27 protein-coding genes and 1 tRNA gene are annotated in these 26003 nt (G+C 50.4%); 7 read left to right on the forward strand and 21 right to left on the reverse strand.

The genetic code is table 11. The annotated features are described in order from the left end of the window. Positions 1-11: 11 nt before the first annotated feature. The 7 genes from raiA to PsAD26_RS03315 form a co-directional block, all read right to left on the reverse strand. A complete protein-coding gene (gene raiA / locus PsAD26_RS03285) occupies positions 12-602 on the reverse strand; it encodes a ribosome-associated translation inhibitor RaiA (protein WP_084403556.1) in 591 nt (196 codons plus the stop codon). A 218-nt stretch (positions 603-820) separates the two neighbouring features. Then, a complete protein-coding gene (gene rpoN, locus PsAD26_RS03290; RefSeq protein ID WP_063309250.1) occupies positions 821-2359 on the reverse strand; it encodes an RNA polymerase factor sigma-54 in 1539 nt (512 codons plus the stop codon). Positions 2360-2433: 74 nt separating this feature from the next. Further along, positions 2434-3177, reverse strand: coding sequence for an LPS export ABC transporter ATP-binding protein (gene lptB / locus PsAD26_RS03295; protein WP_244271713.1), 744 nt, complete (start codon positions 3175-3177; stop codon positions 2434-2436). A 70-nt stretch (positions 3178-3247) separates the two neighbouring features. Beyond that, on the reverse strand, positions 3248-3757 hold the full coding sequence (lptA, locus tag PsAD26_RS03300) for a lipopolysaccharide transport periplasmic protein LptA (protein WP_208860021.1): 510 nt from the start codon (positions 3755-3757) through the stop codon (positions 3248-3250). A gap of 56 nt (positions 3758-3813) precedes the next feature. Further along, the gene (lptC, locus tag PsAD26_RS03305; protein ID WP_208985481.1) at positions 3814-4476 is read right to left on the reverse strand and encodes an LPS export ABC transporter periplasmic protein LptC; all 663 of its coding nucleotides are present in this window, start codon (positions 4474-4476) and stop codon (positions 3814-3816) included. A 252-nt stretch (positions 4477-4728) separates the two neighbouring features. Then, positions 4729-5349 (reverse strand): ribonuclease D, encoded by a 621-nt coding sequence (locus PsAD26_RS03310; protein WP_063309252.1) that lies wholly within the window; start codon positions 5347-5349, stop codon positions 4729-4731. A gap of 112 nt (positions 5350-5461) precedes the next feature. After that, positions 5462-5548: transfer RNA gene (locus tag PsAD26_RS03315), tRNA-Leu, on the reverse strand. 230 nt (positions 5549-5778) lie between these two features. Between PsAD26_RS03315 and PsAD26_RS03320 the strand changes: the two genes are divergently transcribed. Together PsAD26_RS03320 and PsAD26_RS03325 are read left to right on the forward strand one after the other, a co-directional pair. After that, positions 5779-6765, forward strand: coding sequence for a complex I NDUFA9 subunit family protein (locus tag PsAD26_RS03320; RefSeq protein WP_084403557.1), 987 nt, complete (start codon positions 5779-5781; stop codon positions 6763-6765). A gap of 251 nt (positions 6766-7016) precedes the next feature. Further along, positions 7017-8204, forward strand: a complete 1188-nt coding sequence (locus PsAD26_RS03325) for a hypothetical protein (protein WP_063309253.1) — start codon at positions 7017-7019, stop codon at positions 8202-8204. Positions 8205-8252: 48 nt separating this feature from the next. Here PsAD26_RS03325 and PsAD26_RS03330 read toward each other — a convergent pair whose 3' ends face one another. After that, positions 8253-9062, reverse strand: coding sequence for an undecaprenyl-diphosphate phosphatase (locus tag PsAD26_RS03330; protein WP_063309254.1), 810 nt, complete (start codon positions 9060-9062; stop codon positions 8253-8255). Between the two features lie 149 nt (positions 9063-9211). Here PsAD26_RS03330 and PsAD26_RS03335 point away from each other — a divergent pair, with 149 nt between their 5' ends. The 3 genes from PsAD26_RS03335 (at position 9212) to PsAD26_RS30125 (ending at position 11861) form a co-directional block, all read left to right on the forward strand. Continuing rightward, positions 9212-9904 (forward strand): glutathione S-transferase family protein, encoded by a 693-nt coding sequence (locus PsAD26_RS03335; RefSeq protein WP_063299459.1) that lies wholly within the window; start codon positions 9212-9214, stop codon positions 9902-9904. Between the two features lie 20 nt (positions 9905-9924). After that, positions 9925-11058, forward strand: a complete 1134-nt coding sequence (gene queG, locus PsAD26_RS03340) for a tRNA epoxyqueuosine(34) reductase QueG (protein WP_063309255.1) — start codon at positions 9925-9927, stop codon at positions 11056-11058. A 437-nt stretch (positions 11059-11495) separates the two neighbouring features. Further along, positions 11496-11861, forward strand: coding sequence for a hypothetical protein (locus tag PsAD26_RS30125; RefSeq protein WP_244278140.1), 366 nt, complete (start codon positions 11496-11498; stop codon positions 11859-11861). 97 nt (positions 11862-11958) lie between these two features. Here PsAD26_RS30125 and PsAD26_RS03350 read toward each other — a convergent pair whose 3' ends face one another. Then, a complete protein-coding gene (locus PsAD26_RS03350; protein ID WP_063309257.1) occupies positions 11959-12873 on the reverse strand; it encodes an oxidoreductase in 915 nt (304 codons plus the stop codon). Between the two features lie 118 nt (positions 12874-12991). On the opposite strand from PsAD26_RS03350, the gene PsAD26_RS03355 reads away from it, so the two are divergent. Then, positions 12992-13681 (forward strand): TetR family transcriptional regulator, encoded by a 690-nt coding sequence (locus tag PsAD26_RS03355; protein WP_063309258.1) that lies wholly within the window; start codon positions 12992-12994, stop codon positions 13679-13681. A gap of 6 nt (positions 13682-13687) precedes the next feature. On the opposite strand, the gene PsAD26_RS03360 is transcribed toward PsAD26_RS03355, so the two are convergent. The 3 genes from PsAD26_RS03360 to PsAD26_RS03370 all read right to left on the reverse strand — a co-directional run bounded on the left by PsAD26_RS03360 (position 13688) and on the right by PsAD26_RS03370 (position 15867). Then, complete coding sequence (locus PsAD26_RS03360; RefSeq protein ID WP_063309383.1) at positions 13688-14170, reverse strand: helix-turn-helix domain-containing protein; 483 nt, start codon at positions 14168-14170, stop codon at positions 13688-13690. 131 nt (positions 14171-14301) lie between these two features. Beyond that, complete coding sequence (gene hisC / locus PsAD26_RS03365; protein WP_063309259.1) at positions 14302-15357, reverse strand: histidinol-phosphate transaminase; 1056 nt, start codon at positions 15355-15357, stop codon at positions 14302-14304. Positions 15358-15414: 57 nt separating this feature from the next. Then, positions 15415-15867 carry a MarR family transcriptional regulator gene (locus PsAD26_RS03370; protein ID WP_063309260.1) on the reverse strand — a complete coding sequence of 151 codons (453 nt, stop codon included), beginning with the start codon at positions 15865-15867 and terminating at the stop codon, positions 15415-15417. 115 nt (positions 15868-15982) lie between these two features. On the opposite strand from PsAD26_RS03370, the gene PsAD26_RS03375 reads away from it, so the two are divergent. Beyond that, positions 15983-16300 carry a DUF1992 domain-containing protein gene (locus PsAD26_RS03375; RefSeq protein ID WP_063309261.1) on the forward strand — a complete coding sequence of 106 codons (318 nt, stop codon included), beginning with the start codon at positions 15983-15985 and terminating at the stop codon, positions 16298-16300. 110 nt (positions 16301-16410) lie between these two features. On the opposite strand, the gene PsAD26_RS03380 is transcribed toward PsAD26_RS03375, so the two are convergent. The 9 genes from PsAD26_RS03380 to PsAD26_RS03420 all read right to left on the reverse strand — a co-directional run bounded on the left by PsAD26_RS03380 (position 16411) and on the right by PsAD26_RS03420 (position 25961). Beyond that, positions 16411-16911, reverse strand: a complete 501-nt coding sequence (locus tag PsAD26_RS03380; RefSeq protein ID WP_063309262.1) for an RNA pyrophosphohydrolase — start codon at positions 16909-16911, stop codon at positions 16411-16413. 123 nt (positions 16912-17034) lie between these two features. Further along, positions 17035-18258, reverse strand: a complete 1224-nt coding sequence (locus tag PsAD26_RS03385) for a divergent polysaccharide deacetylase family protein (protein WP_208980847.1) — start codon at positions 18256-18258, stop codon at positions 17035-17037. Between the two features lie 175 nt (positions 18259-18433). Next, on the reverse strand, positions 18434-19768 hold the full coding sequence (locus PsAD26_RS03390) for a S41 family peptidase (protein ID WP_057462750.1): 1335 nt from the start codon (positions 19766-19768) through the stop codon (positions 18434-18436). After that, positions 19765-21141, reverse strand: a complete 1377-nt coding sequence (locus PsAD26_RS03395) for a peptidoglycan DD-metalloendopeptidase family protein (RefSeq protein WP_208985482.1) — start codon at positions 21139-21141, stop codon at positions 19765-19767. Before PsAD26_RS03395 ends, PsAD26_RS03390 begins: the two co-directional genes overlap by 4 nt. A gap of 296 nt (positions 21142-21437) precedes the next feature. After that, positions 21438-22619: a hypothetical protein gene (locus PsAD26_RS03400; RefSeq protein ID WP_063309263.1), complete on the reverse strand. Its 1182-nt coding sequence runs from the start codon at positions 22617-22619 to the stop codon at positions 21438-21440. 188 nt (positions 22620-22807) lie between these two features. Continuing rightward, positions 22808-23290 carry a 23S rRNA (pseudouridine(1915)-N(3))-methyltransferase RlmH gene (gene rlmH / locus PsAD26_RS03405; protein WP_057461558.1) on the reverse strand — a complete coding sequence of 161 codons (483 nt, stop codon included), beginning with the start codon at positions 23288-23290 and terminating at the stop codon, positions 22808-22810. Positions 23291-23445: 155 nt separating this feature from the next. Beyond that, complete coding sequence (rsfS, locus tag PsAD26_RS03410; RefSeq protein ID WP_244271711.1) at positions 23446-23853, reverse strand: ribosome silencing factor; 408 nt, start codon at positions 23851-23853, stop codon at positions 23446-23448. A gap of 150 nt (positions 23854-24003) precedes the next feature. Next, positions 24004-24648 carry a nicotinate-nucleotide adenylyltransferase gene (locus PsAD26_RS03415; protein WP_153041447.1) on the reverse strand — a complete coding sequence of 215 codons (645 nt, stop codon included), beginning with the start codon at positions 24646-24648 and terminating at the stop codon, positions 24004-24006. Positions 24649-24665: 17 nt separating this feature from the next. Then, complete coding sequence (locus PsAD26_RS03420; protein WP_063309264.1) at positions 24666-25961, reverse strand: glutamate-5-semialdehyde dehydrogenase; 1296 nt, start codon at positions 25959-25961, stop codon at positions 24666-24668. Between the last annotated feature and the right edge of the window lie 42 nt (positions 25962-26003).

Below are 26003 nucleotides of genomic sequence, written 5' to 3' on the forward strand. Positions count from 1 at the left end.
GACCATGATTATCAGTTAGGAGCAGCCCCGTTAGCAAGATTTGGATCAATCCAGCCAACGTTTCCATCGTGACGACGGAATACGACATTTACCTCACCATTACCAGCGTTGCGGAACACTACAACGGGAGCTTCACTTAAATCTAGCTCCATAACTGCCATTCCGACAGTCAGTGTTTTCACTTTCGCTTCGGTTTCTGCAACCACAAGTGGGTTGTAGTCGGCGGGTACCTCTTCTTCCTGCTCAGGATCAGCAAGAACATACGATGTTGCACCGTACGTTTCCCACTCTGCAGGGAGGCCATTTGTGTGGTGGTCGTTTAACTTTCTGTTGTAGCGCCTTAGCCTTTTCTCAATGCGTTCGGCTGCTTTGTCGAAACTTTGTCGCGGATCCTGACTGTCGCCTGAAACCTGAAGCACGACTCCCGTGCTGAGGTGGACTGTGCAGTCGGATCGGAAGCCTGAGCCTTCGCGAGCGATTGTCACATGACCCGTGTATGCTCCTGGGAAATATTTATCCAGTGCATCGGAAATCCGGTCTTCAACGTGTGTCCTGGTTGCGTCACCAATGTCCACGTTCCTCCCCGAAATTCTAATTGTCATGGGAACCTCTTATGTTGTGTCGACTTATTCGCTGACAGGTTCTTCAGCCAAAGAGCAAAGAACCCTTCAACACATGTAGTTTGGACCAGCTAAGTTTAAAGTGCTACTGTTTTCGAGTTCTTAGAAAAATCTATGAGAACAGAAAAACATCCTATAGAGGTTATTAACCGATCGAGACCCTATTATGTCTCATTGAAACCATGAGAAATATCAGTGGGTTAGGTCAGGCTTTTCTTTTCTCTCCGACGCTGAACTGAGCTCGGAATCTTTAATGCTTCCCGATACTTAGCTACAGTTCGTCGCGCTATATCCACACCGTCGTCTTTCAAAATTTTCACAAGAGCGTCATCTGAAAGAATCTTCTTCGGATCTTCAGCGTCAATAAGTTGCTTTACCCGATAGCGTACTGATTCCGCTGAGTGCGATTCACCGCCCTCAGAAGAGGCGATTGCAGCAGAAAAAAAGTATTTCAGCTCGAAAATACCGCGTGGTGTGGCGATATATTTATTGGATGTCACACGACTGACGGTGGATTCATGCATGCCAATGGCGTCTGCCACAACGCGCAGGTTCATTGGTCGAAGATGCTGGACACCATAAGTGAGAAAACCGTCTTGTTGACGAACAATTTCAGAGGACACCTTCAGGATTGTCCGCGCCCGCTGATCAAGGCTTTTGACCAGCCAGTTTGCGGTCTGCAGACTATCGGTGAAGTAAGCCAGTTCCTTATCGTTCTTAGAGCCCTGAGAAATCTCTGAATAGTAGCTCTGGCTAACCAAAACCTTTGGCAGGCTCTCTGTGTTGAGCTCAACGGTCCAGCCACCATCTGAAGCAGGCCGAACAAACGCATCTGGCACAATCGGTTGCGTAATTTCCGTATTGAAAGCAGCGCCAGGCTTCGGATTAAGCTCCTTGATCTCAAGGATCATGTCCTTGAGGTCTTCATCATCCACTTTGCAAATACGTTTGAGCTTTACGAGGTCATGTAAGGCCAGCAACTCAATATTCTCGACCAGCGCCTGCATGGCAGGGTCGTAGCGGTCTTTCTCTTTGAGTTGCAGTTTTAGGCACTCAGACAAATCACGTGCAAACACACCAACCGGATCAAGCCCCTGCAAAGTAAGAATAACCCGCTCCAGGTCTTGCCCTGAAACTCCGAGGCGTTCAGACATCTCGGCGCCATCAATGCGCAGATAGCCATTTTCATCAATACAATCGATGAGTTGATGAGCGACCAGAACATCGGCAGGATTTGTAAGCACAAAACCGAGTTGTTCTTGAAGGTGTTCACTCAAGGAGATTTCTGCGGCGACAAACGCTTCAAGGTTGTAGTCTGAGGCTCCTGATGAGGTGCTGTGGCTTGGTGCCTGCCAGTTATCCGCCTTCTGCTGAACTGGATCAACCGATTGGTGCTCGCCATTATCATCAGGAAAAACATTGGAGAGTTCAGAATCCAGATTGCTCGAAATTGCTTCCGGAGTTGTCTCCAACTCGTTATTGAGCCAATCCCCTTCCTGCATCTCTGCAGGACTACTGTCAGCTTCTGGAGTATTTTCAGAGTGAGAAGTTTCTACAGCTGGTCCAGCACCATCAGGGCTATCGTCTCGCTCTAGAAAAGGATTGCTTTCCAACTCACTATTAACATGGGCAATCAGGTCCACATTCGACAGCTGCAACAGCTTGATCGCCTGCATCAATTGCGGCGTCATGACAAGCTGTTGGCTTTGCCTGAATTCTAATTTTGGACCGATTGCCATAGAGTTGTTTCGTCCTCCAAGTGCTGCAAGCTAGCCTGCAACACTCTTCTACGCAATTCGGCATAGGTTGGAAATCAAAGAGTGAACTGTTCCCCGAGATACAAACGCCTTACATCTGGATCGGCAACGATCTGATGTGGCTTGCCTTCGGTTAGAACTTCACCTGCCGCGATAATATAAGCGCGGTCAATCAGTCCAAGCGTTTCGCGAACGTTGTGGTCTGTAATCAGCACGCCGATTCCACGCTGGGTCAAATGACGTACGAGCTGCTGAATGTCGCCCACCGCGATCGGGTCAATACCCGCAAACGGCTCATCAAGCAGCATAAAGGACGGGCGAGTTGCCAAAGCCCGAGCAATCTCCACACGGCGGCGCTCACCACCACTGAGTGCGATACTTGGCGATTTACGCAGGTGCGTGACACCAAACTCGGTCAGGAGCGAGTCGAGATCTTCTTCACGGCGCTTCTTGTTCGGCTCCACCACTTCCAGCACAGCACGAATGTTGTCTTCAACAGAAAGCCCACGGAAAATCGAGGCTTCCTGCGGCAGATAGCCAACACCCAAACGCGCGCGGCGATACATTGGCAGCTGTGTCATATCGAAGTTGTCGAGACGAATTGAACCATGGTCCGGACGAATAAGACCGGTGATCATGTAAAAGCAGGTTGTTTTACCAGCTCCGTTTGGACCCAGCAGCCCCACAGCTTCGCCACGGCGTACATTCAAGCTGACATGTTTGACAACCTGACGACGTCCGTAACTCTTGCCGATGCCATCAACTTCCAGCACCGCCTCTGATGGGTCAGCGTACTTGATGCCTTCTGGCTGGTGCGTTGGGATCTGAGGATCAATTGGGTGTGCACTCAAGAGCGTGGCCTATTTTGCTTTAGTTCTTATTTTCAAGGCTGTTCGGCTGCAAAAGCATCCGCACACGACCAGTGTTACCGCCAGTTTCGCTGGAATCCAGATTTGCTTTGCCTGTCTCCAGGTTGATCACAAGGCGCTTGCCAACAATCACGTTCGGTCCCTGGCTGAGAACAACGCGCTTGCCGGTCATCACAACAACCTGTTTGTCCATATCAAAACTGGCATCGTCACCGGTTGCGACCTGATCCTTAGAGGAAATCAGAACCTTACCTTTTGCTTCAAGACGGGAAATGGACTGTTGGACGGCTTGGCCATCCGCTGTGCCATTGGCCATGGAGCCTGCATAAAACACGATCAACCGCTGGGTTTCCAGCTTGGTTTCACCTTGGGTAACAACAACGTTGCCACTGAAGATAGCGCTTTTGTCTTTGTCACGAACCTGAAGGTTAGTCGCTTCAATCTCAATAGGTTCTTTATTGTTAGAACCAAATCCGGCAAATGAATCGGAGAACGTTTGTGCGTGGGCCATTCCAGCCAGCCCGAATGCCATAAGACAAGATAGAGAGAATATTCTCATCCGGTTAATCATTGACCGTTCTCCAGTGCCCAGGGCAGAAGCTTCATTTTGACGCCCCGGCGAAAATTCAAAACATTGTTTTTCTGATCAAATTCCATAGATCCAGCATCGATATAGCCACCATCTGACATGACATCAACTGTATCGTTGGTCTGGATTGTACCTGTCTTCATATCGATATCGAGATACTCAAATTCTGCGGAATAACCTTTGCTGTACGCAACCGTAGTCCCATTAGTGAGATTCAGGGTTTCCATCTCTGTATCAAACGTCCCATTTCGAGAGGTGATACTAACAGTTTCCCCGGGAGCTATTGTGATTTCGGCCACAATATTCTCTAAATCAATCACTTGCGGGTTTGTGATACGCTGAATAGCCCGATCCGCCTGAACGTTGTATGAACGATCACCATCATTTCCCGACAGATGTGGGTTGGACATGACCAGTCCTTCGGTTGTCAGACTGATGTCTCCGATGCTCAAGCCAGCAAGAATGTTCTGGAAAACGATCATGCCAATCACACCAGCGGCGATCAGTAATCCGCCAGCAGGAAGAGCAAATCGGAGAATGCGAACGAGAATGGAATGTCGACGCGCTGATTTGCGCGCTTTTTCAAGCCGTGTTTGCGCTTCACTCGCAAACTCTTTGGGCATGTTTTCCATTGTTGTCATTCATAGTCCTGGAACATTCTGGACGCGATACAGATGGGGACCGCTGTCCGGTTGCCATTTTCCGGTCTCACTCTCAAGGAGTAACCAGTATCTTACAGGCACAAACCGCTTCCGTTGATACGCAAATTTTCAGGTAAGAACCCGAAAGGAAGCGGTAAGTACACACTAGCTGCCTAAATGGGGGGGCTTCAACAAATTACAAATGCTGAAGCCCATTAAACCGCAAATACTGGTAGAAAACTCGAGTTTCGCTTAAGAATGTGCGAAAATATCGTTCTCAGGCCATCCTGCAAGGTCAAGCTGCGCGCGTGTTGGCAGAAATTCAAAGCACTTCTGTGCAATCTCAGTGCGCTCTTCACGTTCCAGCATAAATTCAAGGCGTTCTTTAAGCTTATGAAGGTGCAAAACATCTGATGCAGCATAGGCCAACTGTGCATCGGTCAGCTTTTCAGCAGCCCAATCAGAGCTCTGCTGCTGCTTGGAAAGGTCAACACCTATCAACTCGCGGCAAAGATCTTTCAGTCCGTGGCGATCTGTGTAAGTGCGCACGAGCTTGGAAGCGATTTTTGTGCACCAGACCGGAGAAACGGAAATGTCCAGATACTCTTTCAATATGGCAACATCAAAGCGGGCAAAGTGAAAAATCTTTGGCTTGCTTTCGTCTTCAAACAGCGCTTGCAAATTAGGAGCAACCAACTGGCCGCGTTCAATCTGCACCACGTCAGCAGAGCCGTCGCCGGAGGAAAGCTGCACAACGCACAACCGATCCCGGTGCGGATTCAGACCTAGAGTTTCAGAGTCTACTGCAACGGCCTCAGCTGAAGCATAGTTGGAAAGGTCTGGAAGATCGTTCTTGTGATATCTGATTGTCATTGTTGCTCTCGAAGAATAAGCGCGATTTGGTACATGAGACGTGTTTTGTCTCTTCTACACCAAACGGTCAAGTTACTCTGTAATTTTTAGGGAGAGCTTTGTGAAGAAAAGATGGTGCCCAGAAGAGGACTCGAACCTCCACGCCCTTTCGGGCACTAGCACCTGAAGCTAGCGCGTCTACCAATTCCGCCATCTGGGCATATCATCTTTTTCTTTCAGAGGGTTGCTGCTTGGCAGCGCCGCTCTGTGAGGCTGGGTTCTAGTGATCCGGGCTAAGATTGTCAATCGCACATTTGCAAAGAGTTTTAATTTCTCCACAGAGTGCCTTCACATCCCAAATCCTTGAGCGTATTAACATCCCATGAATTATAGCTTTTTTGAGGGTTATGCGCGCTAATACGCGTACCTGCAAAATTTTGGCAAAGGTGGATGAAAATGGCGCAAGCGCTTAACGGGAAACTTATAACCGTTTTTGGCGGGTCAGGATTTATTGGTCGTCACGTCATCAGGATATTAGCAGAGCGCGGATACAGCGTCCGCGCCGCTGTGCGTCATCCTGATCTGGCAGAGCATTTGCAGCCGCTGGGGGCTGTGGGGCAGATCATGCCTGTTGCTGCGAGTGTGCGAAACAAAAAATCTGTCGAGCGCGCTGTAGAAGGTGCCTGCGCAGTCATCAACCTTGTGGGTATACTCTATGAGAGTGGCGCTCAGAAGTTTGACAGTGTCCAGGCAAAAGGCCCGGCAACTGTAGCTGAGGTCTGTAAAGAGCAGGGCATTGAGAAACTGATACATATTTCTGCAATTGGTGCAGACGAAAACAGCCCGGCTGTTTATGCAAGAACAAAAGCAGCTGGTGAAAAAGCCGTTTTGGATGCAATGCCAGATGCAGTCATCTTTCGTCCTTCCATCGTTTTCGGTCCAGAAGATGACTTCTTCAACCGCTTCGGCAGCATGGCGCAGCTCTTTCCAATGTTGCCTCTGATCGGCGGCGGTCACACTAAGTTCCAGCCTGTTTACGTGGGTGATGTTGCGCTCGCTATTGCAAATGCCATCGAAAGCAAGGCTGAAGCTGGCAAGATTTACGAGCTGGGCGGACCTCAGGTTGCGACCTTCAAAGAATGTTTGCAGTTAATGATGCAAGTGATCCACCGCAAACGCATGCTGGTTACTTTGCCGTTCCTGATCGCCCGTATTCAGGCAAAGTTCATGCAGATGCTGCCAAAGCCAATGTTGACAGTCGATCAGGTTAATCTGCTGAAGAGTGATAATGTGGTGAGCAAGGAAGCGCAGTCGGAAAAGCGCACGTTTGAGGGACTCGGCATCGAGCCGCATTCCATGGAAGCAATTCTGCCGACGTATCTTGATAAGTTCCGCCCGCATGGACAGTACGACGCGAAAAGGCCCTCGAAGTCATAGTAATCAAGTATATGCCAAGACACAAAGCCCCGCTTCCAGCGGGGTTTTTTAATGCCTGAAACGACTGTGAAGTGCTCAGTAGAAACCTCAATGGAGTGGCTTATTCAATTTTAATCTAAGCTCACGGATGCTGCATAAGCATATGTTCACCACCAGCTCTAAAAGCCGTCCCACCTTCATCAGACTAGCGCATATTGTTCGATAATACGTAGTTTCCTTAGCAGTAGAGCCTTCAAAACTGGAATGAAACCATGCCGCTGACCGACTTGACCCCAGAAGAGCATCAATGGACAGAGGATATGTTTAAACTCCTGCGTATCGATGCAGGTGGTGCAGAAGGCGCAGAGGCAGGCGAAGCATCAGCTGAAGCCGCCTTGCCTGCAGACTTTTCTCAGCTAGAGCATTCTATTTCTGAACTGAACGCCAAAAGTGATATTCTGAGAAATTACAAGGCATTGAGCTCACCTTTCAAAAAATGTGATAAAGCAACTCAATCAACTCTCAAAGCGGCTCTGGCTGCGATCCATGACAAGAATGAGAAAGCTGTTATCTCTTCCATCTCTTTCTTGCAAACGTGCGTTTCGGAACACTCAGAACTTATTCATGATGCAGAAAGAACGCTTTCTGAACTATCAGATGAAGTTGGCGGTCTACGAGAAGAATACAACGAGCATGCAAACCGTAATGCCGAGTTTGTGAAGCGTGCTTATTTCAGTAAGGCCAATGCCAAAAAGCTTAGCAAGTTCACATCAGCTTGTGAGGATGTAAACAAGGAGCTCTCCCACGCAGAAGCATGCGTTCAGGCCCGCAACATTGATGATGTCAACAAGGCGTTGAAGTCAGGCAACAAAGCCCTTCAAAAGCTCCGTAAAGAGATGGACTGGCTGGATTCAGCGGAAGCAAGCAAGCCTGAAAGCAAACGTATGGGTGATGAAAAGCTTCAGGGTAGCATCACTGCTGACTATGACAAAAAGAAAGAAAGCTGGCGCCCGCAGGTTTGCTACAACGCGGCAATGAAAGTTGGTGTCATAGAGGGCAACCTGCCAGAGTTTTTGCGATCGAGCCTGATGGGGGAGAACAAGGTAAATGGCTACCCGGAAGGATATCCTGAGTTGATGGGCGTATCTCCCGCAACAGTCGAAAAAGAGTTCGACCACACCAAAGTTGAAGAGTCCGGCGTTCTCAATTTTGTTGATGATAAAACGGGCCACATCTCTCATACCGCCTATCTTCAAAAGACAGACAAAGGATCCGTCGAGCTTTATCACACCAACTGTCAAACACTGGACATGGCCCTGCTGCGTAAAGATCAGGACATTCCAAAATCTGGACTGGTTACTCATTACGAGCTCAGCGATCCCGACACCCAGAACAGGTTTCAGGAATGGTTGAACAATGGGTACAGCTTCAAACATACCCCGGCTTCTGACCTGAAATAAAAAAGCGCCGCATGTTTGCGACGCTTTGAAGATGATTTGTAGCTGCGGTTAGCTCTGAGTGAGGATGAGACCCAACAGTCCAAGCCCGCCTACAATGATGCGCCACCAGCCGAACAACGCGAAGCCGTGCCTGGAAACATAATCCAACAAGCTGCGCACAACGAAGAAACCGGCAATGAAGGAAGAGACGAGCCCGATGATAATCAGGGTCCAGTCATCCTGCCCCAAGGCATCCTTGTTCTTCAGAAAGTCAAAAACAAACGCACCAACCATGGTTGGCATTGCGAGGAAGAATGAAAACTCCGCTGCAGACCGCTTGTCCGTGCCCATCAGCAAGGAAGCGACAATAGTAGTGCCACTACGAGATACGCCGGGGATCATAGCCATGCACTGTGCAAAGCCAATCTTGATGTAAAGCGAAAGTGGGTAGTCTTCCACGTTGGTATAGCGTGCTTGCAAAGGCATTTTATCAACCAGCAGCATGATGATGCCACCGAAAATCAGCGTTACGCAGACCAGAGCGGGAGTTTCAAACAAAACCGCTTTGATGAAATCGTAGGCCAGCGCGCCAATCGCTGCAGCAGGCAGAAAAGCAAGCAGAACGCCTAGTGTGAAATGCCGAGCTTTTGCACTTGTTGGCAGTGCAACTGCAATTCTTGTGAGCCGTGTGAAATAGACGGTCAGGATAGCTGCAATAGCTCCAAGCTGGATCATCACCTCAAAGGCGCGACCTTCACTTTTAAACCCGATAAAATGCCCGATCAGCAGCAGATGCCCTGTGGAGGAAACTGGGATGAATTCAGTCAGGCCTTCAATGATGCCGAGCAGCAATGCGCCGACGATACTTTCAGTTGTCATTAAACGATGGTCTCCACGAATTTTCCCCAGATGTCATTGGTGAGGTTGTCCCCGTGTTTTCGTATGGTTTACCGTCTCAAGACTCTTTTGAGACAAATTACGTTTCTATAGCAACCTTTTGGTTACAGGTTTGCTCATAAATCAGAACAATGCTCAAGCTCTATCATCATCCTTTCTCTCCTGAATCGCGCTTCGCACGCTTAGCGCTCGGAGAATATGGAATTCCGTTTGAATGTCAGACGGAGTACCCTTGGGCACGTCGTCACGACTTCCTCATGATGAACCCAGCAGGAACGCTTCCCGTTCTGAAGGAAAATGATGGCCCTGCTGTGTGCGGGCCCATGGTTATCATGGAATACTTGGACGAAACTCGCGGCTATGCGATTCCTAACAGCCGCCTGTTGCCGGATCACCCTGAAGCACGTGCAGAAACGCGTCGTCTCGTCTCTTGGTTTTTGCAAAAATTCCTCGGTGAGGTTATTGGCTACATCGTGCAAGAACGCATTTACAAACAGGAGATGCCGGATAGCCAGGGTGGCGGACAGCCAGACTCAAGCATTCTTCGGATTGCACGGGTCAATATGCTGAACCACTTGCGCTACATCGGATACCTTGCTGCGACACGTAAGTGGCTGGCTGGTGATCGGCTCACATTCGCTGATCTGGCCGCAGCAAGTCTTCTCTCCTGTGCAGACTATCTTGGTGAAGTTCCATGGTCCGAGGACGAAAACGTGAAGAGCTGGTACGCGCGGATGAAATCTCGTCCGAGCTTCCGCCCAATTTTGGCGGACAAAATGCTCGGCATGCCAGCGGCAAAGACCTACGCGGATCTGGACTTCTAAAGCCTCATTCAGACACTCAGTTGACGGAGAAACAAGCTGCACGCGTCAAGGCGGACCTGATCAAACGCGCACGTGCAGTCGGGTTCGATGACATCCGCATCACCACAGCGGATGCAATCCCACTTGCGCCAGAGCGTCTGCATCACTTCATTGAGCAGGGTTATCACGCCACAATGGAATGGATGCCGGAAACCGAAGTCCGGCGTTCAAGTCCGTTAGAGTTGTGGCCGGAAGCCCGCTCTGTTGTCATGCTGGCGATGAATTATGGGCCAGACATCGACCCGATGGAAATGCGCGACAAGCCAGATAAAGCGCACATTTCAGTCTATGCCCGCAACCGCGATTATCACGACCTTGTCAAAGGCAAAATGAAAGAGCTGGCCAGCCTGTTGGTTTCCAAAGGAGGTGGGGATGTAAAGGTGTTTGTGGACACAGCTCCGGTAATGGAAAAACCTCTGGCTCATTCCGCTGGGCTCGGCTGGCAAGGCAAACACTCCAATCTGGTGTCCAGAGAGCTTGGATCCTGGTTCTTCCTTGGGGCGATCTTCTCAACCTTGGATCTGCCGCTGGATGAGCCTGAAGTCGACCATTGTGGCAACTGCAAACGCTGCCTCACAGTTTGCCCGACTGAGGCCTTTCCAGCGCCGTATCAAGTGGATGCCAACCGGTGCATCTCTTATCTGACCATCGAGCACCATGGTCCGATCCCACTGGAATTCCGCAAGCCAATAGGCAACCGCATCTATGGCTGTGATGACTGCCTCTCTGTTTGCCCGTGGAATAAGTTTGCTCAGTCTGCCAGCGAAGCCAAATTGCAAGCCCGCGAAGACCTGATGGAACCTGCCCTTGCAGAACTGCTGCAAATGGACGATCCAACCTTCCGCAAGTTCTTTTCCGGTTCTCCGGTAAAACGGATTGGCCGCAACCGCTTCATCCGCAACTGCCTCATCGCAGCAGGCAACAGCGCAGAAGAGAAGCTCATCCCCCATGTACTGAACCACCTGCGAGACGAAGACGAAACCGTCCGCGCCACCGCAGTCTGGGCCCTAGCCCAACTTGTCTCCACCACCGATTTCGAGAAGCACAAGTCAGTATTGTTGGTGGATGAGCAAAGTGATGTGGTCAAAGCTGAATGCGAACAGGGCACCTCGTAAGGTCGTGGCACTTAGCTCAAATCACTAGAGGTACGTACAATCAGCACTAATTGTCCCTTTGAAAGTTTAAGGGAAATTTGAAGGCTGTGCCACGAGGTCAATTTATTTATTCTGCACCTAAATAGATTGGTTGGTAGGTGTGGATGCCCTGTATATTTCTGAATAAACACAAGCTCCTCTTTATACATATACCCAAAACAGGAGGTCGCTATATTACAGAACGCTTTAAAGAAAACCAAGGTTTGCTCGGAGGCGTAGAGCACTTTGGGTGTTCGACGCATATCTCTCTCAGAAAACTCCAGGTCCATAAAAATTTTCTTGAAAGAGAGATACAGGACTATGAAGCATTTTGCGTTGTCCGCAATCCATGGGATCAGGCTGTTTCAATGCATAAGTTCGTGCGGACGGCAGTGCGTCGTAGGGTAAAGGATCGACTGTTGGGTAAAGAGGTGAAACGCGATACGTCATTATTGGGGGATCTGAATATACTGCGCCAGCGCTACCTTTGTTCATTTGACTACAATGTGAAAGAAAGGATTAGGTATCAAAGACTGAAAGAAAAGGGGACTTTGCCGCGCCAGCAGTTAGATTGGGTAAAGTCTGATCAGTGCGTAAAGACCCATGTTCTGCGATTTGAGAGTTTCTTGGAAGATATCAAGGCATTACCCAGAGAAGTGGCACACTGTTTAAATGGGTTTGTCTCTAAACCTCAGCCTTATCATGATTGGTTTTCTCCCAAATTGGCTGGAATTATAGAACAGGCTTACAAACCAGATATCGAAGCACTTGGCTACAAGTTTTAATTATCCAACCTCTTCATCTCATGTGTGTTAATCAGCGCTTTGTACTCCAATGAAGCAGAGTGATGTCAGGGCACCTCTTTTTGAGGCGCCTTGTCAATCAGGCAGTGTTGCCTGCCTTCACATACTGAAACTCAGTGAGCTTCTCAGAGAGTGCCCAGAGTTTTTCCTGAAGCTCTGCATCCACCGCTGGGCCAGAAAGCTTCACAGGACTCGGGTTGCCCCATAACCCGAAGCGTGGTCCCAGAAAGGCGCATTCCGCAATATCTGGAGCCGTTGCCGCGGCTAATTGTGGGCGACATCCAAACTCAACCGGCCGTGCCATAAACCGAGACAGCCACCCTCCCATCCCGATGGACTGCTGACGTTCCGTTGCTGTCAGGCCAGGGTGCGCAGATACTGATTTGGCTGAAGAGCCTGCCGCTTCAAAACGCCGTTGCAATGCAAACATGAAGAGTAGATTTGCGAGCTTACTATTACCGTAGAACCCCAAGCGAGAATAAGGTCGCTTTTCTGAATGCAAATCTTCAAGATCCAGTTTTGCTGCTCTGTAACCGCCGCTGGAAACGGTTGCGACACGAGCATTAGGCGTCGCAACAAGTGTTTCAAACAATAATCCGGTCAGTAAAAAGTGACCCAGATGGTTGGTTGCCATATGCATTTCCCAACCTTCTTTGGTGTGCATTCGTTGCTCTAGGTTTACGACACCTGCGTTGTTCAGCAGAATATCCAACTGCTGATGCTTTGTAGTGAAAGCCTTTGCAAACCGGTGAATGCTCTTCCGGTCTGTCAGATCAAGAGGGAGCACCTCCAGAGAAGCTGAGCTGACCTTCTGGCGGACACGTGCGATCGCAGTCTCACCCTTTTCGATGGACCTACAAGCAATCACTACATGCGCACCGCGCCTTGCCAGTTCCAATGTGGATTGAAAGCCAAGGCCGATGTTGCCGCCCGTAACCACAGCCGTTTTGCCTGCGAGGTCTTGACTGTTTTTATTATTTGGCTGTTGTTGCAAAGTATCTCTCCTGAGATTGTCAAAATAACAGAACAGCGGTAGTTTATTTGGAGAGTTTGCGAGAGTCAATAAACGACCAGCGGTCGTTTATGTGTCATGCGGAAGAGTGATTAAGAATATGAAAGAAAAATCAAAAGCTTATCAGCGTGCACGTACAGCAGAACATTTTGCTGAACGAGAGAAGACGATCCTGACGTCAACGCGTATTCTGATGGATAGAGAAGGTGTTGAAAACACGAGCCTTTCCGCTGTGGCACGAGAGGTTGGTCTCGCAAAATCCAGCCTCTATCGATATTATGAAAGCCGAGAGCAAATTCTGGTCGCATTGCTTCAGGAGGAGGCAGATCTTATGATCGCTGACTTCAAGAAGTCTCTGAGTGAGCCGAAAAGCAAGCAAGACCTGACAAGCATTGCTAAGCTCTGGGCCAAGGTTTGCTTCGCGCATCCGCGCCTGTGCTTGTTGGTCAGTCAGCTTTCCCCAATTCTGGAGCACAACCTCTCAACGCAGCGCATTGTCGAAGCCAAACTACAGTTCCTGCAGCGCCACCACCAGATGGCAAAGATACTGGGCGCTGCCCTACCGCACATCAGTGAGGCAGGGGCTCTTGCTGCGGTTCAGTACGTTTTCACAATTGTTGCAGGGCTTTGGCCGATGAAGGCAGAACGCAAACATGCACTGGCAGCGCTAGAACATCCTGAACTGGCTCATTTGAAGACAAACTTTGAGGATACGCTGGCCAGTGCAATTGAACTGTGCCTGCTCGGTATTCTGGCGAAAGAGCAGAACTGGGAGCCTATGTTGGAATAACAGCGGCTACTGCCGCTGCCTCAACCGTTTCTTGATCTGGTGCTTCTCCCAATCACCTCCAAATGGATTGATAACCTCAAACACACTCAAACCATGAGCAACGAGGCCGATGCCAAACCCAAAAGCCACCCACAGAAACCAGAGATAACCCGGAGAAGTGAGCAGATTTAGTACCGCCAAAGCTGTGATCACAACGGCGTACTGGATGAGGTTCATGTAAAAGCTTCGTATATCCCGCACATACTCCATGGCTTCCTGCTCCTTGCCGGAAAGCTCGGGTAAAATTCCATTGGATGCTGAGGGCATGTCCTGTTCCTTCCTGAGATCACCAAAATCCGTGTCCAGAGCAAAAGCAATGCATTTCAGGGTTTCGGGGCTTGCATTCGCGCCACGTTCAATGCGCTGCAGCGTCCGAGTGCTGATACCTGCCATGTGTGCGAGCTGTTCCTGAGAGAGCCCTTTTTCAATGCGTAATTTTCTGACAATCACGGAAAAATCCTGTTCTTCAACTAGGAGCAATCTGGAAGCTTCTTAAATAAAACACCACGACAAACAGCCGACATGACCACGACACGAGCAGGTCACCACAACCTAATGCCCTGTAAAACAACAAAATTTATTCAGAGCGTTGTCCGAAGCACCTTCACCAATGCGGTGCATTCTTCAGTGGTTCCAATAGAAATACGCAGCCAATCGTTGATCCGTTCTTTCTTAAAGTACCGAACCAGAATGCCGTGCTCTCTCAAGTCTGCATGTATCCGCTCCGCCGGCACATGGGCATGAGAGGCGAAAATGAAGTTCGTTGAAGATGGCAACACCGTAAAGCCGAGTGTCTGGAGGTTCTCGGTAAGCTTCTCTCTATCAGCAACAATCTGGTCTCGGGTCTTCTCAAACCATTCCGTGTCCTCCCAGGCAGCAAGCGCGCCTGCAAGCGAAAGCCTGTCGAGCGGGTAGGAGTTGAAGCTGTCCTTGACCCTGTGCAATCCCTCAATCAAGTGCGGCTGCCCTACCGCAAACCCGACACGCATTCCAGCAAGGCTGCGTGACTTCGAAAAGGTCTGCACCACCAGAAGGTTGTCATAGTCCGGCACCAGCTGAACTGCACTTTGCCCGCCAAAATCGATGTAAGCCTCATCGACAAGAACCACGACATCCGGATTTGCCTTGAGGATTGCCTCGATATTCTCAAGTGGCATAGCGAGCCCGGTTGGCGCATTCGGATTTGCGATGACGACACCACCACAAGCATCGGAAAAGTCACTCGGATTGATACAGAAGTCACTGTCGAGAGAAGCCAGACGATACTCAATCGAGTAAAGCTTACAATAGGTTGGGTAGAAGGCGTAGGTGATCTCCGGGAAGAGAATCGGTTCTTTCCCACTGAAGAAGGCATGGAACGCATGCGCCAGCACCTCATCACTGCCATTACCTGCAAAGATATGATCAGAGGTCAGCTGAAGAGAGGATGCAATGCCTGCTCTGAGATCAGAGGCTGACGGGTCAGGATACAACCGCAGCGCATCGCCTGTGGCAGCAGCAATCGCTTCCAATGCACGCGGAGAGGGACCCCATGGGTTCTCATTGGTATTCAGTTTGATAAAGGTCTGATGCTTCGGCTGTTCACCCGGTGTATAGGGCTCCAGTTTTTGGACAATCGGGCTCCAGAACCTGCTCATATCTCAATCCAATCTCAGCACATCGCAATCAGGAGTGCATCTTTAAACCGGTAGAGCCTAAGAGCGCTTGGACAACGCGTCATTCAACACGCATTGCATGCGATAATAGGTTTCCACCTCTTCCTCGGAAAATACCTTCGCGAACTCTTCTATCCGTTTCATCTCGGCCTTGCGAACTTTTTTAATCAGCGCTTTGCCTGATGGTGTCAAACAATAGAACACGGACCGCTTGTGTCGCGGATTACTCACTTGTTCCACTTGCCCCTTGTCGAGCAATTCTTTGAGGACCTTGGCCACAAACTGGCGCTTCAGCTGTAGAAAATCAGTCAGTTGCGGCGCTGTTGCCTGCTCCAAAGCAAGCGCAGCTTCCAGCACAGCACGCTGACCAACAGTAAGATCGGTTCCTTCTAGATCCGCCTCAACCCGATTGCTGATGGTACGGAGCAACGGGCGGGTCATCTGTATGCCAGCATAGAGCATTTCAGGCTTGGTTTCTGGTTTTTTAAGCATTTGAATTATTTAACTTAATTTCCTATATTGTCAATAAAATTGACAAATTTTGCATCCTGTCTTATTCCTAGCCTACAGATTTTCAGGTGATCTCAAAGGAAAATGAGTACAGATCATGAGTTTTAAAAATCTCGCAGAGCGTCAGATACTGAAAGCACAAGCAGAAGGGCAACTGGACAATCTTGAGGGAGAGGGCAAACCACTGCCAGCACGTGCGCCCGGTTCTCTTGATACAGCTGCAGGCATGAGGATCATGGCTGATGCCGGGGCTGTGCCGCGCGAGATTGAATTGAAGAAAGAGATAGATGCTCAGCGGCTTGTTGTTCAAAAAGCAGAAGGTACGTCAGACTGGAAAGCCGCAATGGCAAAACTGGCGGACCTGCAACTCCGCCATGCTATTGAACAAGAAGCTCGAAGAAAGTTCTTCACGTGAGTTGCTGAGCGCACTCAAAATGAAGGCGCCAAACAGATGTCGATCTCTTACGTTCAGCTAGGAAATTCCCAGAACGGTGAGATTATTCTGTATCGCTCCTCAAAGCAGCGTCAAGTTGTGAACTCAGAGAAAGCCTCAACCACATCAAGATAGACCTGATGCTTGAACGGGATCACGAGACCAGCAAGGTTCTCGGCCTTTTCCCAGCGCCACTCGCAAAACTCCTGAGCATGTCCATCAGGTGGAGTCAGGATATTGATTTCGCTGTCATCGCCATCAAAGCGGAATGCAAACCAGCGCTGTGTTTGGCCACGATACTTAGCCTTACGCACTTGGCGTTGAATTTCCTCAGGAAAATCGTATGAAAACCAGTCAGGCGCTTCAGCCAACAGCGTGATGGACTTCACAGAAGTCTCTTCATAAAGCTCACGCTTCGCGGCTTCCAACGGGTCTTCACCCTTGTCCAGACCACCCTGCGGCATCTGCCAGGCAAACTCTTCAGGAATAGGCTGCTTGTCGCCATAGCGTTTGCCAGCCCAGACAAGCCCATCCCGATTGATAAGCATGATGCCAACGCAAGGACGGAAGGGAAGGGCACTGTAATCGGTCATGTCTGGTCCAATAAAGAGAGTTAAGAGTATATTCCAGAAACGTGGCTTCGGTTCTCAGATAGGAATACGTGCAAAGTAAAGAGCTGAAGCATCATGCGTGACGTTCCATAAATGCGACAGGCTCTAGCGTGTGGAATTGATGGCAGAGCTGATTGGAACGAGAGAAAGACCGCGCTCCTCTAGCCGCTGCGACCACGCTTCCAACGCATTCAACGTAACAGGGAAAGCAGTCGCAGTTGCGACGGCAATGCCGCGTTGACGAGCAATTGTTTCCAGTTCCAGCAACTGTGTACCAATGGCTTCGGCGCTCAGGTTCTGGTCCAGAACCAGATCGGCCTGCACAAATGGCACCTTCTGCGTCCCGGCAACCTCGCTTGCTCTGGAGCGGGGAGACGAACCGTCATCAACATACATCAGGCCACGATCACGAACCTTGCTGAGGAACTCACTCATACGGGTCTCGTTAGAGGTGAAGCGGTCGCCCATGAAGTTGACAAGCCCAACATAATTGCTGGTCTGTCCAAGAACCCAGGAGAGGCGCTCCTCGTTCTGCTTCCTGTCCAGATTGGTCAGCAGGCTTTGCGGGCCAGCATCGTTGTCAGGATAATCGAACGGCTCCATTGGAGCTTGAAGAAGCACTTCATGCCCGGAAAGGCGGGCGGATTTCATCCAGCTGTTGATGTCATCACCATATGGAGAAAGCCCCAAAGAGATGTCAGCAGGGAGATCCTCAATGGCCTTGAGCGTCATGTCGGAGTTAAGCCCGATACCATTGATTAAAATAGCAATCCGCGCCTGTGTCAGCGCTGCAGGGTTTGGCCGCCGTGCATAGGCATCAAGCGGGCGAATACCCTCAGCAGAGATCTTTGGAAGGGAGCCGAACTTATTGGGCTCGAGCAGCTGATCAATTGGGTCGGTAGAAAGAGACTCGCTTGAGAAGCCACCATCCAGCCCCTCATAATCAACACGCCGGGCCAGATCGACGAGTGATGTCGGTCCACTGGCCTGATCTTGCGCGTTTGCGCCTGCCGGGCGAGAGGGACGATAGCTGCCATCCTGTCCAAAGCCATTGGCATTAAACTGGTCAGACCCAATCTGGGCCAGTTGAGAACCATCCGGTAGGTCAACAATCTCGATATCACTGGGAGCAACACCATCAAGAGCACTGGAAAGCTCGATAGTCGCCATCGGCTCGCCACCGTTGGGGTCATCAACAATGCCGATCCAGATAAAGCCGGTGGTGAAAATAACAGTCATGATGGCGACACCAATCAGGCCGAGCGGCAATCGCCCGATGCTCCGACGCTTGTTCATTCCAAGCGGAGCTGTCAAATCGCTCCTAACCATTGGTGCCCCCACCCTGTCATAAAATTCCGCCGCGCCAAACGAAGGTTTAGCGCGGCGTCCTTAATCACTTTATAGCATATCCCCGAAATGTGGCTACCGGTTTTCGGAGAGGTATATGCCTGAAAACAAATAGATAGAAATCGAGCGCTCCGGATGAAGCGCTCGATACTCTGAATTATTTGGATTCGTTTGCTGCACTGTCTGCACTTGGTGGGAAGGCTGCATCAGTCTTCTCGCCGCGGAGCAGGGATTTTGCCAGGTTCAGCTGCACATCTTTGTCTTTGTCCTGTGGCACGTAAGCCTGACTGCCAGAACCTTCATCGCCTTCTTCAGCCTGAAGGTGACCACGCAGACCTGCTTCGCCTTTGGTTTCAGCACGGCCTTTCAGCTCATCAGGCAGTTCCTGCAAGGAAATGATGTCAGGGCGGATACCCTTAGCCTGAATGGAGTTGCCAGACGGTGTGTAATAACGAGCAGTTGTCAGTCGGATCGCACCATTTGCACCAAGTGGAATGATGGTCTGTACAGAACCTTTACCGAAGGAACGTGTGCCCAGAATAGTTGCGCGGCGATGATCCTGCAGAGCACCGGCTACAATCTCAGAGGCTGACGCAGAACCGCCATTCACCAGAACGATCACAGGCGCACCCTCAGTCAGGTCACCATTGCGAGCGTTATAGCGCTGGGTCTCTTCAGCATTACGGCCACGGGTAGAAACAATTTCACCACGGTTCAGGAACGCATCAGAAACAGCAATCGCCTGATCCAGCAAACCGCCTGGGTTGTTGCGCAGATCCAGCACAAAGCCCTTCAGATTATCTTCGCCGATTTCAGCAGTCAGCTCATCAACAGCGTTTTCCAGACCATCAAAGGTCTGTTCGTTAAACTGCGTGATGCGGATGTAACCGATGTCGTCTTCTTTGTTCCAGCGAACAGAGCGGATGCGGATCACATCACGGGTGATGGTGATATCGGTTGGTTCGTTGATACCTTCACGGCGCACTGTAATGACGATGTCTGTATTGACCAGACCACGCATTTTCTCGACAGCCTCATTCAAGGTAAGGCCCATAACCTGTTCCCCATCAAGATGGGTAATCAGATCGCCTGCCTGTACGCCTGCTTTGTAAGCCGGAGTGTCGTCAATCGGAGCAACAACCTTCACAAGGCCGTCTTCCATGGTCACTTCAATACCAAGGCCACCAAACTCGCCGCGGGTCTGCACCTGCATATCGCGGAAGCTCTTTGGAGGCAGATAGCTGGAGTGCGGATCAAGGCTGGTGAGCATGCCGTTGATAGCGGTCTCGATCAGCTTGGAGTCAGCTGGCTCCTCTACATAATCAGAGCGCACACGTTCAAACACGTCGCCAAACAGATTGAGCTGATTGTAGGTATCAGGAGACGCAGCAGAAGCTGGTTCAGCAAATCTGAATGGTGCCTGAGAATATGTTACGACCGCCGTAGCCCCCATGACTACGCCAACCAACAAAAGCGATGCTTTCCGTATCATCCGCGAACCTTTTCGTTTTCGGCGCGTGACCACCATGGGTTGGGGTCGATTGCAGTGCCGTCTTTCCTGAATTCTACATATAAAACCGGCTGGTCCAAACTAAAATTAAGGTTATTAGCGCTTGCGAGGCGCGTTTCTCCCATTTTAGCGATTGGCTCTCCAGCTAGAATAAACTGCCCTAACTCCACCATGACATCGTCCAGCCCGGACATAAGGACATGGTATCCGCCGCCTGCATTAACAATTACCATCTGCCCGTAAGAGCGGAAATCCCCTGCATACACCACCCAACCATCAGTGGGGGAGGTGACCTGGGCATTCGGGCGTGTCGCAATGGATTGGCCAGTCGTTACGTTGCCAAAACCATCTGCAACCCCAAAGTCTTGCAGGAGCGTTCCAGACACCGGATCAGGCAAAAGCCCAAGGGTATCCGAAAAAGCAACAACCGGTTTCAATCGGCTCGGATCAGCAAACGGATCACCGGAGGCGATCCGGTTTTGCCGCTCAATGTCCGCAAGTCGCGCTGCTTCCGCTGCACGACGGCTGCTCTTCACTTCTCGCTCAAGGGTAGCAAGCAACTCTTTCAAAGAGGTTGCCTTTTCGGCAAGTTCCTTGGCGCGAGCCTTCTCGGCTTCCAGCGCTGCAAGGCTTTCCTGCCGTGCTGCCTTCTTCTTTTCCAAAAGCAATTCAACACGATGACGCTCTTCCGCCATCTGTATTGCACCACTTCGAACCCGGTTGCGCTCTGCTTCAATTTTTGCTCGAAGCCGAGACAGTTCAGCAAGATCACTCGCCAACGCTTCCGCTTCAATCCGCACTTCCGGCATGATTGAGTTGAGCAGGATCGCACTGCGTACCGCACCAAGAGCATCTTGAGGACGCACGACCATGGCTGGCGGTGGGCGATGACCGATCCTTTGCAAAGCGCTTAAAACTTCAGCTAAAACATCTTTACGTTCATTCAATGACGCCCGGACAGATTGCTCATTTTTTCTGTGTCGGCCTAACCGTGCTTCAGTGGCTTCCAGCTGGTTTTCGAGTTTTTTCATGCGCTCACCCGTGCGGATCAACTCTCCGCTCAGGCTCTCACCATCGCGCTCCAACGCACGAATGGACCGCTGAATTTCTTCACGCTTCTCTTTGGAAAGGGAGATGTTTTCATTCAAGCTGCGAAGTTCTTTTTCCCGTTCCTGTTTCTGGAGCAGAGCAAGTGCAGCCGGGTCTTCGGGATCAATCTTGCCATCTTCAATTTTAAAGGAGACGTTCGTCAGTTTTTGCGCAGTACTTTGTAGCGGCAGAACAAGCGCAACCGCAAAAAACAAGGCAAAGCTTGTCACCGATCGGAGGATCAGGTTTCCCCTAAAACGCAACAACTGAACTCCCAAAGTACAGCAACCCACTGAACCGCTGACCTTAATACTAAAATATCGACGCAGACCAACCCTGCTAAAACACAGGAACGCAGCCCCAAAGTTAACGCCGAGGATAATGCTCCTAACAGCGTTAAGGAAGTGTCAACCACGTTGCAGGCTTACCGACTTCCAGCAAAAACATCAATATCTGCAATTGATTTGTAATGTTCAGCTGTACCTATCGGGTGCTTTGTAGTGAAGAAGCAAAAGGAAGGACGAAATAGGGTAGCTTCTGAATTAACACCAGTCCTCATTACTTATGAAAGTTCAGGTGTCTTGGTCTTGTCAGAAAATGCCGCATCACAAGCATTGCGAAGGCCTTCGTGCAAGGTATGTTTGCTTTCGTCAATCGGTCCAATTTTATCTCGATCTGTCTTCCAGCTCGTACTAATAGCATTGAAATGGCAGAGTGTTGCTGACCGCAAAAACGGTTTTAGGCGCGTAAAAAATGGGTGTAGCCAAGCAGCGTGTTTAGGCTCGGGCCGAACGCCGTGGGCCTTGAACTGAATACTCTGGGGAATCCGCGAAGGAACTGCCACCCATTTTCGATGTGTCGCCGTTGGTGGATTGGTTGTGTGCAAAAACATATTATGGCGACGATCATCAAGAGATTTGAGCTCATTGATACCTGCATTAGTCACTGGCTCGATCCAAACCCCGGGAATAAGGAAATAACCCAAAAAGCTATCTTTTAAACCGGAAAATATAGATACGCCTTTTTCACAAATGACAAACTCATCGACATCGCAAAACAGAAGTGCGTCAGAAGTTTGAACATATTTCCAACGAAGTATTTGAAGTATTGAGCGTTGTAGGAATTTGATGTCACGCATCTGAGGCGGTCCATACGGGAAAGGCGCGTGGACCACTTCAAACTCAATATCGAGGCCGGATTGCTCAAGCGCCTGATAAATTTCCTGTACGCGTTGAACACTCTGGCTGTTTTCAAAGAGAACGAGCGCGTTCACGTCGTGGTTCACTACGTTAAACTTGACCCAGTCGAGGATCCAGCACACAGGGGTCTCTTTACATAGTGTAGAGAGTGTACGTTTACCTTCAAACCGCTTTGCAGCGCTCGCGCTCACGTTGATCTGGGCTCGGACACCGTTTAGCGTCATATCCACCGTATCGATAACTTGGTCAGGTGCTACTTTGATCCAGATTTCGTGAATCTGCTTTAGTTTTCGATGTTTAGTGCGAAGTTTCCCATCGCTTATCGAGAACGTCGCTTTTGCAAGTTCTTTCTCAAAACCCAATGGTTTAGGACCAACGAGGATTATGTTCTTGCCATCAAAGGACCTGAAGCAATCATAGAATAAGGTCGATGAGTCAAACTTGTCTTGGAAATCTTCTTCTCTATGCTTTTTGCTTGCTGGAAAAATACGTTTTAGGCCAAATATTTCCAGCTGTACTGCGCTGTCGGTAAGATACGTCAACATAGAGAAATCTTTAAGTCTATAAAAAGGATTGAGCTTGGTTCGTTCTACCTGTGCTCTAGCCTGTTAGATAGATAGGATTTCTCTGATCATCCTTGTGTCAATCACTAAGATAAATACTGTTGCACTATTACCAGTTGCTCGCTCGATAATCGGTTTTCGCGAAGGAGTTTGTGCAATCTCTACACCACTCACGCCCGGTGATACGGATGTCCTGTCAGTATCGTGATGGCGCGGTAGATTTGCTCGCCGCAGAGGATCCGGACGAGTTGGTGAGGCCATGTCATGGAGCCCAGAGCGAGCTTCAGGTCTGCGCGTTGCAGCAGCGCCTGGCCGTGGCCGTCGGCACCGCCAATGGCGAGCACCATATCCGAAATACCCTGATCGGCCCAACCGCCAACCTTTTTGGCAAAGGCTTCGCTGGAAAGTGCCTTGCCGTGCTCATCCAGTGCAATCAGGATCGCACCGGAAGGAAGCGCATTGAGCAGCAGTTGCGCTTCTTCGTCTTTTCGATCACTCGTACGGGCAGCCCGACTCTCTGAAAATTCCACCACGGACACAGACGTAATGCCAACGGAACGGCCAGCTTTGCGGGCTCGGTCCAGATAGCGTTCAAGCATGTCCTTTTCCGCGCCAGCTTTCATTTTGCCGACGCAGGCAATCGTGACTTTCATAAAGTCTCCGGGATTAGATCGTAGTGACCCGCAAAAAGATCTCATGCAGATGGAGCAGCACCTGCATCAGCGGCATTTGCCCAGACTCCCTCATTCCCCCAAAGGGGTAGAGAATTGACTGGTGTAATAGTCAGTGCTTCAAAGAAGCACTGATACTATCCGATGAACTGCGTCGGTGCAGAGCTATCCGCAGACCACATCTTTTCTACATTGTAGAAACTGCGGACTTCTGGGCGGAAAATGTGAATGATTGCATCACCGATATCGATGAGCACCCAGTCACAATGCGGCATGCCCTCAACGCGAGCGTTACCGTAGCCAGCATCTTTCAGATCACGGAGCAGGTAGTCGGCAACAGCACCCACATGGCGATGAGAGCGGCCAGAAGCCACAACCATGTGATCAGCCAGAGCAGATTTGCCTGTAAGATCTAGAGATACGATATCCTCAGCCTTGGAATTCTCCAGGCTGTTGAGGATCAGTGCAAGCACGTCCCCCTCATTGGTGGGATCATGCGGTTGAAGAGGAGCGATGGTGTCCGTCCCTTCATGTTGAGTTGTCATGGTCAGCTTAAGAGCCCTCGCCATGGTTAGAGAAAGCAGTACTCTGCCGGTCGAAAAGCCTGAAATGCACAAACTCAAGCCTTCCGTCAAGAAGAATACTCAGGTCCCTATGGCATTTTCAAGACACTACTTGCCGTAAAAAGCGTAAAGTTACCCTGGGGTGTGTCCTCTATTCCTCAGGAGGGTGGAAGAGGTTTCATCCAGCGGACCACGTAAAATGGTCCAGCACGGGGCTTTGCACTCAGGCAGGTGGTCTGCACTTTTTTCTTTTAATTGAGCAAAGGCATACCTTTGGCAAACTTGAGCGGAAAGAGACGAAAGGGTCGCTTTGGGCCGGTCAACAATTGCCACAGGCACCCCTTCTATAATGCTCTGCCAGTTTTGCCAATGGTGAAAATTGGAGAGATTGTCTGCACCCATAACCCAGACAAAATTCAGATGCGGTCTGCGCAGCTTTAATTGCTCCACCGTACTTGCCGTGTAAGAGGTGCCAAGTACCTTCTCATAGGCCGTCACCTTCATGCGTGGATGTCGTGCCAAAGCCTGCGCAGCGGCAACACGTTCTTCCAGGGGCGCGAGGTTTCGGTTAGACTTCAGTGGGTTTCCGGGCGTGACCAACCACCAGATCTGATGCAGGTTCAAGCGCCGCAACGCCGTCTCCGCCACCATAAGATGGCCGGGATGTGGGGGATTAAACGACCCGCCAAACAAACCAATGCGATTGCCCGGAGCAGCATAGGGAAGGCGCATCCAGTCTGGTTGCACAATCCCAAGCTTGCCGTGGCTATCGCCCATTGTGGGGTCGGGGTTCGTCATGGACGCGTTTGGCCGTTCCCGCGAACCACGTATTTGAAGCTGGTCAGCTGTTCCACACCAACAGGTCCGCGCGCATGCATGCGGCCAGTTGCGATGCCAATTTCGGCACCCATACCAAATTCACCACCATCCGCAAACTGTGTGGATGCATTGTGAAGAACGATAGCCGAGTCCACTTCAGTAAGGAATTTGCGGGCCGCAATCTGGTCTTCTGTGATGATGCAGTCCGTGTGATTGGAGCCGTAGATCCCGATATGCTCAATCGCATCTTCCAGACCGCCAACAATCTTCACAGAGATGATCGCGTCCAGATATTCTGTAGACCAGTCATCATCATTCGCCTCAGAAGCGGTCGGGCACAGCATCATGACCTCTTCATCGCCGCGAATCTGACAGCCCTTCTGTTGAAGAGCAGCAAGAATTGGAGGCAAAATGGTTGCTGCCACAGCTTCATCAACCAGCAGCGTCTCGGCAGCACCACAAATGCCCGTCCGGCGCATCTTGGAGTTGACGGTGATTTCAATCGCCTTATCCAGATCGGCCTTTTTGTCGATGAAGATATGAACCAGACCTTCCAGATGCGCAAACACAGGCACACGGGCCTCATCCTGAACACGTGCAACAAGGCTCTTGCCACCACGCGGGATGATCACATCAAGATTACCATCCAGACCCTTCAGCATTTCGCCAACAGCAGCACGGTCTTTCACCGGTACAATCTGAATGGCATCTACCGGCAGTCCGGCGTCTGCAAGGCCAGCTTGCAAAGCTTTATAGATAGCAAGGTTGGAATTGATGGTGTCTGATCCGCCGCGCAGCACAACAGCATTACCAGCCTTTAGGCACAATGCTCCGGCATCCGCAGTCACGTTCGGGCGGCTCTCGTAGATTACGCCAATTACACCAAGAGGCGTGCGGACGCGGGAGATGTCCAGACCGTTCGGGCGCTTCCAGTCTGCAATCGTAGAGCCGACAGGGTCGTCCAGCTTGGCAATGTCTTCCAGTGCGCAGGCAATGGCTTCAATGCGCTCTTCGTTCAATGTGCCGCGATCAATAAAGGATGCCAGCTGACCATTGACCTGCATGCTCTCCAGATCAATCGCATTCGCTTTGAGGATCTCAGGGGTTGCAGAGCGAACGGCAGCTGCCATCGCTTCCAGGCCTTTGTTCTTCTGGCTTGTGGGGGCAATGGCTAGAGTACGTGCAGCAGCGCGTGCCTTCTTGCCAAGAGTTGCCATCAAGTCGCGAACATCGGTATTGTCCGCATTTGCCACTTCAGAAGTATTCAGCATCTGCAAAACCCTTAAGTCATCACTGGTTGAACTTGGTCAACC

Origin of the sequence: Pseudovibrio sp. Ad26 (assembly GCF_001623285.1) — a bacterium.
GTDB lineage: Bacteria > Pseudomonadota > Alphaproteobacteria > Rhizobiales > Stappiaceae > Pseudovibrio > Pseudovibrio ascidiaceicola.

Excerpts from the sequence above, each read along its gene's own strand:
- raiA (WP_084403556.1), bottom strand. The coding sequence starts at position 602 with ATGACAATTAGAATTTCGGGGAGGAACGTGGACATTGGTGACGCAACC.
- rpoN (WP_063309250.1), bottom strand. The coding sequence starts at position 2,359 with ATGGCAATCGGTCCAAAATTAGAATTCAGGCAAAGCCAACAGCTTGTC.
- lptA (WP_208860021.1), bottom strand. The coding sequence starts at position 3,757 with ATGGCCCACGCACAAACGTTCTCCGATTCATTTGCCGGATTTGGTTCT.
- lptC (WP_208985481.1), bottom strand. The coding sequence starts at position 4,476 with ATGACAACAATGGAAAACATGCCCAAAGAGTTTGCGAGTGAAGCGCAA.
- PsAD26_RS03310 (WP_063309252.1), bottom strand. The coding sequence starts at position 5,349 with ATGACAATCAGATATCACAAGAACGATCTTCCAGACCTTTCCAACTAT.
- PsAD26_RS03320 (WP_084403557.1), top strand. The coding sequence starts at position 5,779 with ATGAAAATGGCGCAAGCGCTTAACGGGAAACTTATAACCGTTTTTGGC.
- PsAD26_RS03325 (WP_063309253.1), top strand. The coding sequence starts at position 7,017 with ATGCCGCTGACCGACTTGACCCCAGAAGAGCATCAATGGACAGAGGAT.
- PsAD26_RS03330 (WP_063309254.1), bottom strand. The coding sequence starts at position 9,062 with ATGACAACTGAAAGTATCGTCGGCGCATTGCTGCTCGGCATCATTGAA.
- PsAD26_RS03335 (WP_063299459.1), top strand. The coding sequence starts at position 9,212 with ATGCTCAAGCTCTATCATCATCCTTTCTCTCCTGAATCGCGCTTCGCA.
- PsAD26_RS03355 (WP_063309258.1), top strand. The coding sequence starts at position 12,992 with ATGAAAGAAAAATCAAAAGCTTATCAGCGTGCACGTACAGCAGAACAT.
- hisC (WP_063309259.1), bottom strand. The coding sequence starts at position 15,357 with ATGAGCAGGTTCTGGAGCCCGATTGTCCAAAAACTGGAGCCCTATACA.
- PsAD26_RS03370 (WP_063309260.1), bottom strand. The coding sequence starts at position 15,867 with ATGCTTAAAAAACCAGAAACCAAGCCTGAAATGCTCTATGCTGGCATA.
- PsAD26_RS03375 (WP_063309261.1), top strand. The coding sequence starts at position 15,983 with ATGAGTTTTAAAAATCTCGCAGAGCGTCAGATACTGAAAGCACAAGCA.
- PsAD26_RS03380 (WP_063309262.1), bottom strand. The coding sequence starts at position 16,911 with ATGACCGATTACAGTGCCCTTCCCTTCCGTCCTTGCGTTGGCATCATG.
- PsAD26_RS03385 (WP_208980847.1), bottom strand. The coding sequence starts at position 18,258 with ATGGTTAGGAGCGATTTGACAGCTCCGCTTGGAATGAACAAGCGTCGG.
- PsAD26_RS03390 (WP_057462750.1), bottom strand. The coding sequence starts at position 19,768 with ATGATACGGAAAGCATCGCTTTTGTTGGTTGGCGTAGTCATGGGGGCT.
- PsAD26_RS03400 (WP_063309263.1), bottom strand. The coding sequence starts at position 22,619 with ATGTTGACGTATCTTACCGACAGCGCAGTACAGCTGGAAATATTTGGC.
- rlmH (WP_057461558.1), bottom strand. The coding sequence starts at position 23,290 with ATGAAAGTCACGATTGCCTGCGTCGGCAAAATGAAAGCTGGCGCGGAA.
- rsfS (WP_244271711.1), bottom strand. The coding sequence starts at position 23,853 with ATGACAACTCAACATGAAGGGACGGACACCATCGCTCCTCTTCAACCG.
- PsAD26_RS03415 (WP_153041447.1), bottom strand. The coding sequence starts at position 24,648 with ATGGGCGATAGCCACGGCAAGCTTGGGATTGTGCAACCAGACTGGATG.
- PsAD26_RS03420 (WP_063309264.1), bottom strand. The coding sequence starts at position 25,961 with ATGCTGAATACTTCTGAAGTGGCAAATGCGGACAATACCGATGTTCGC.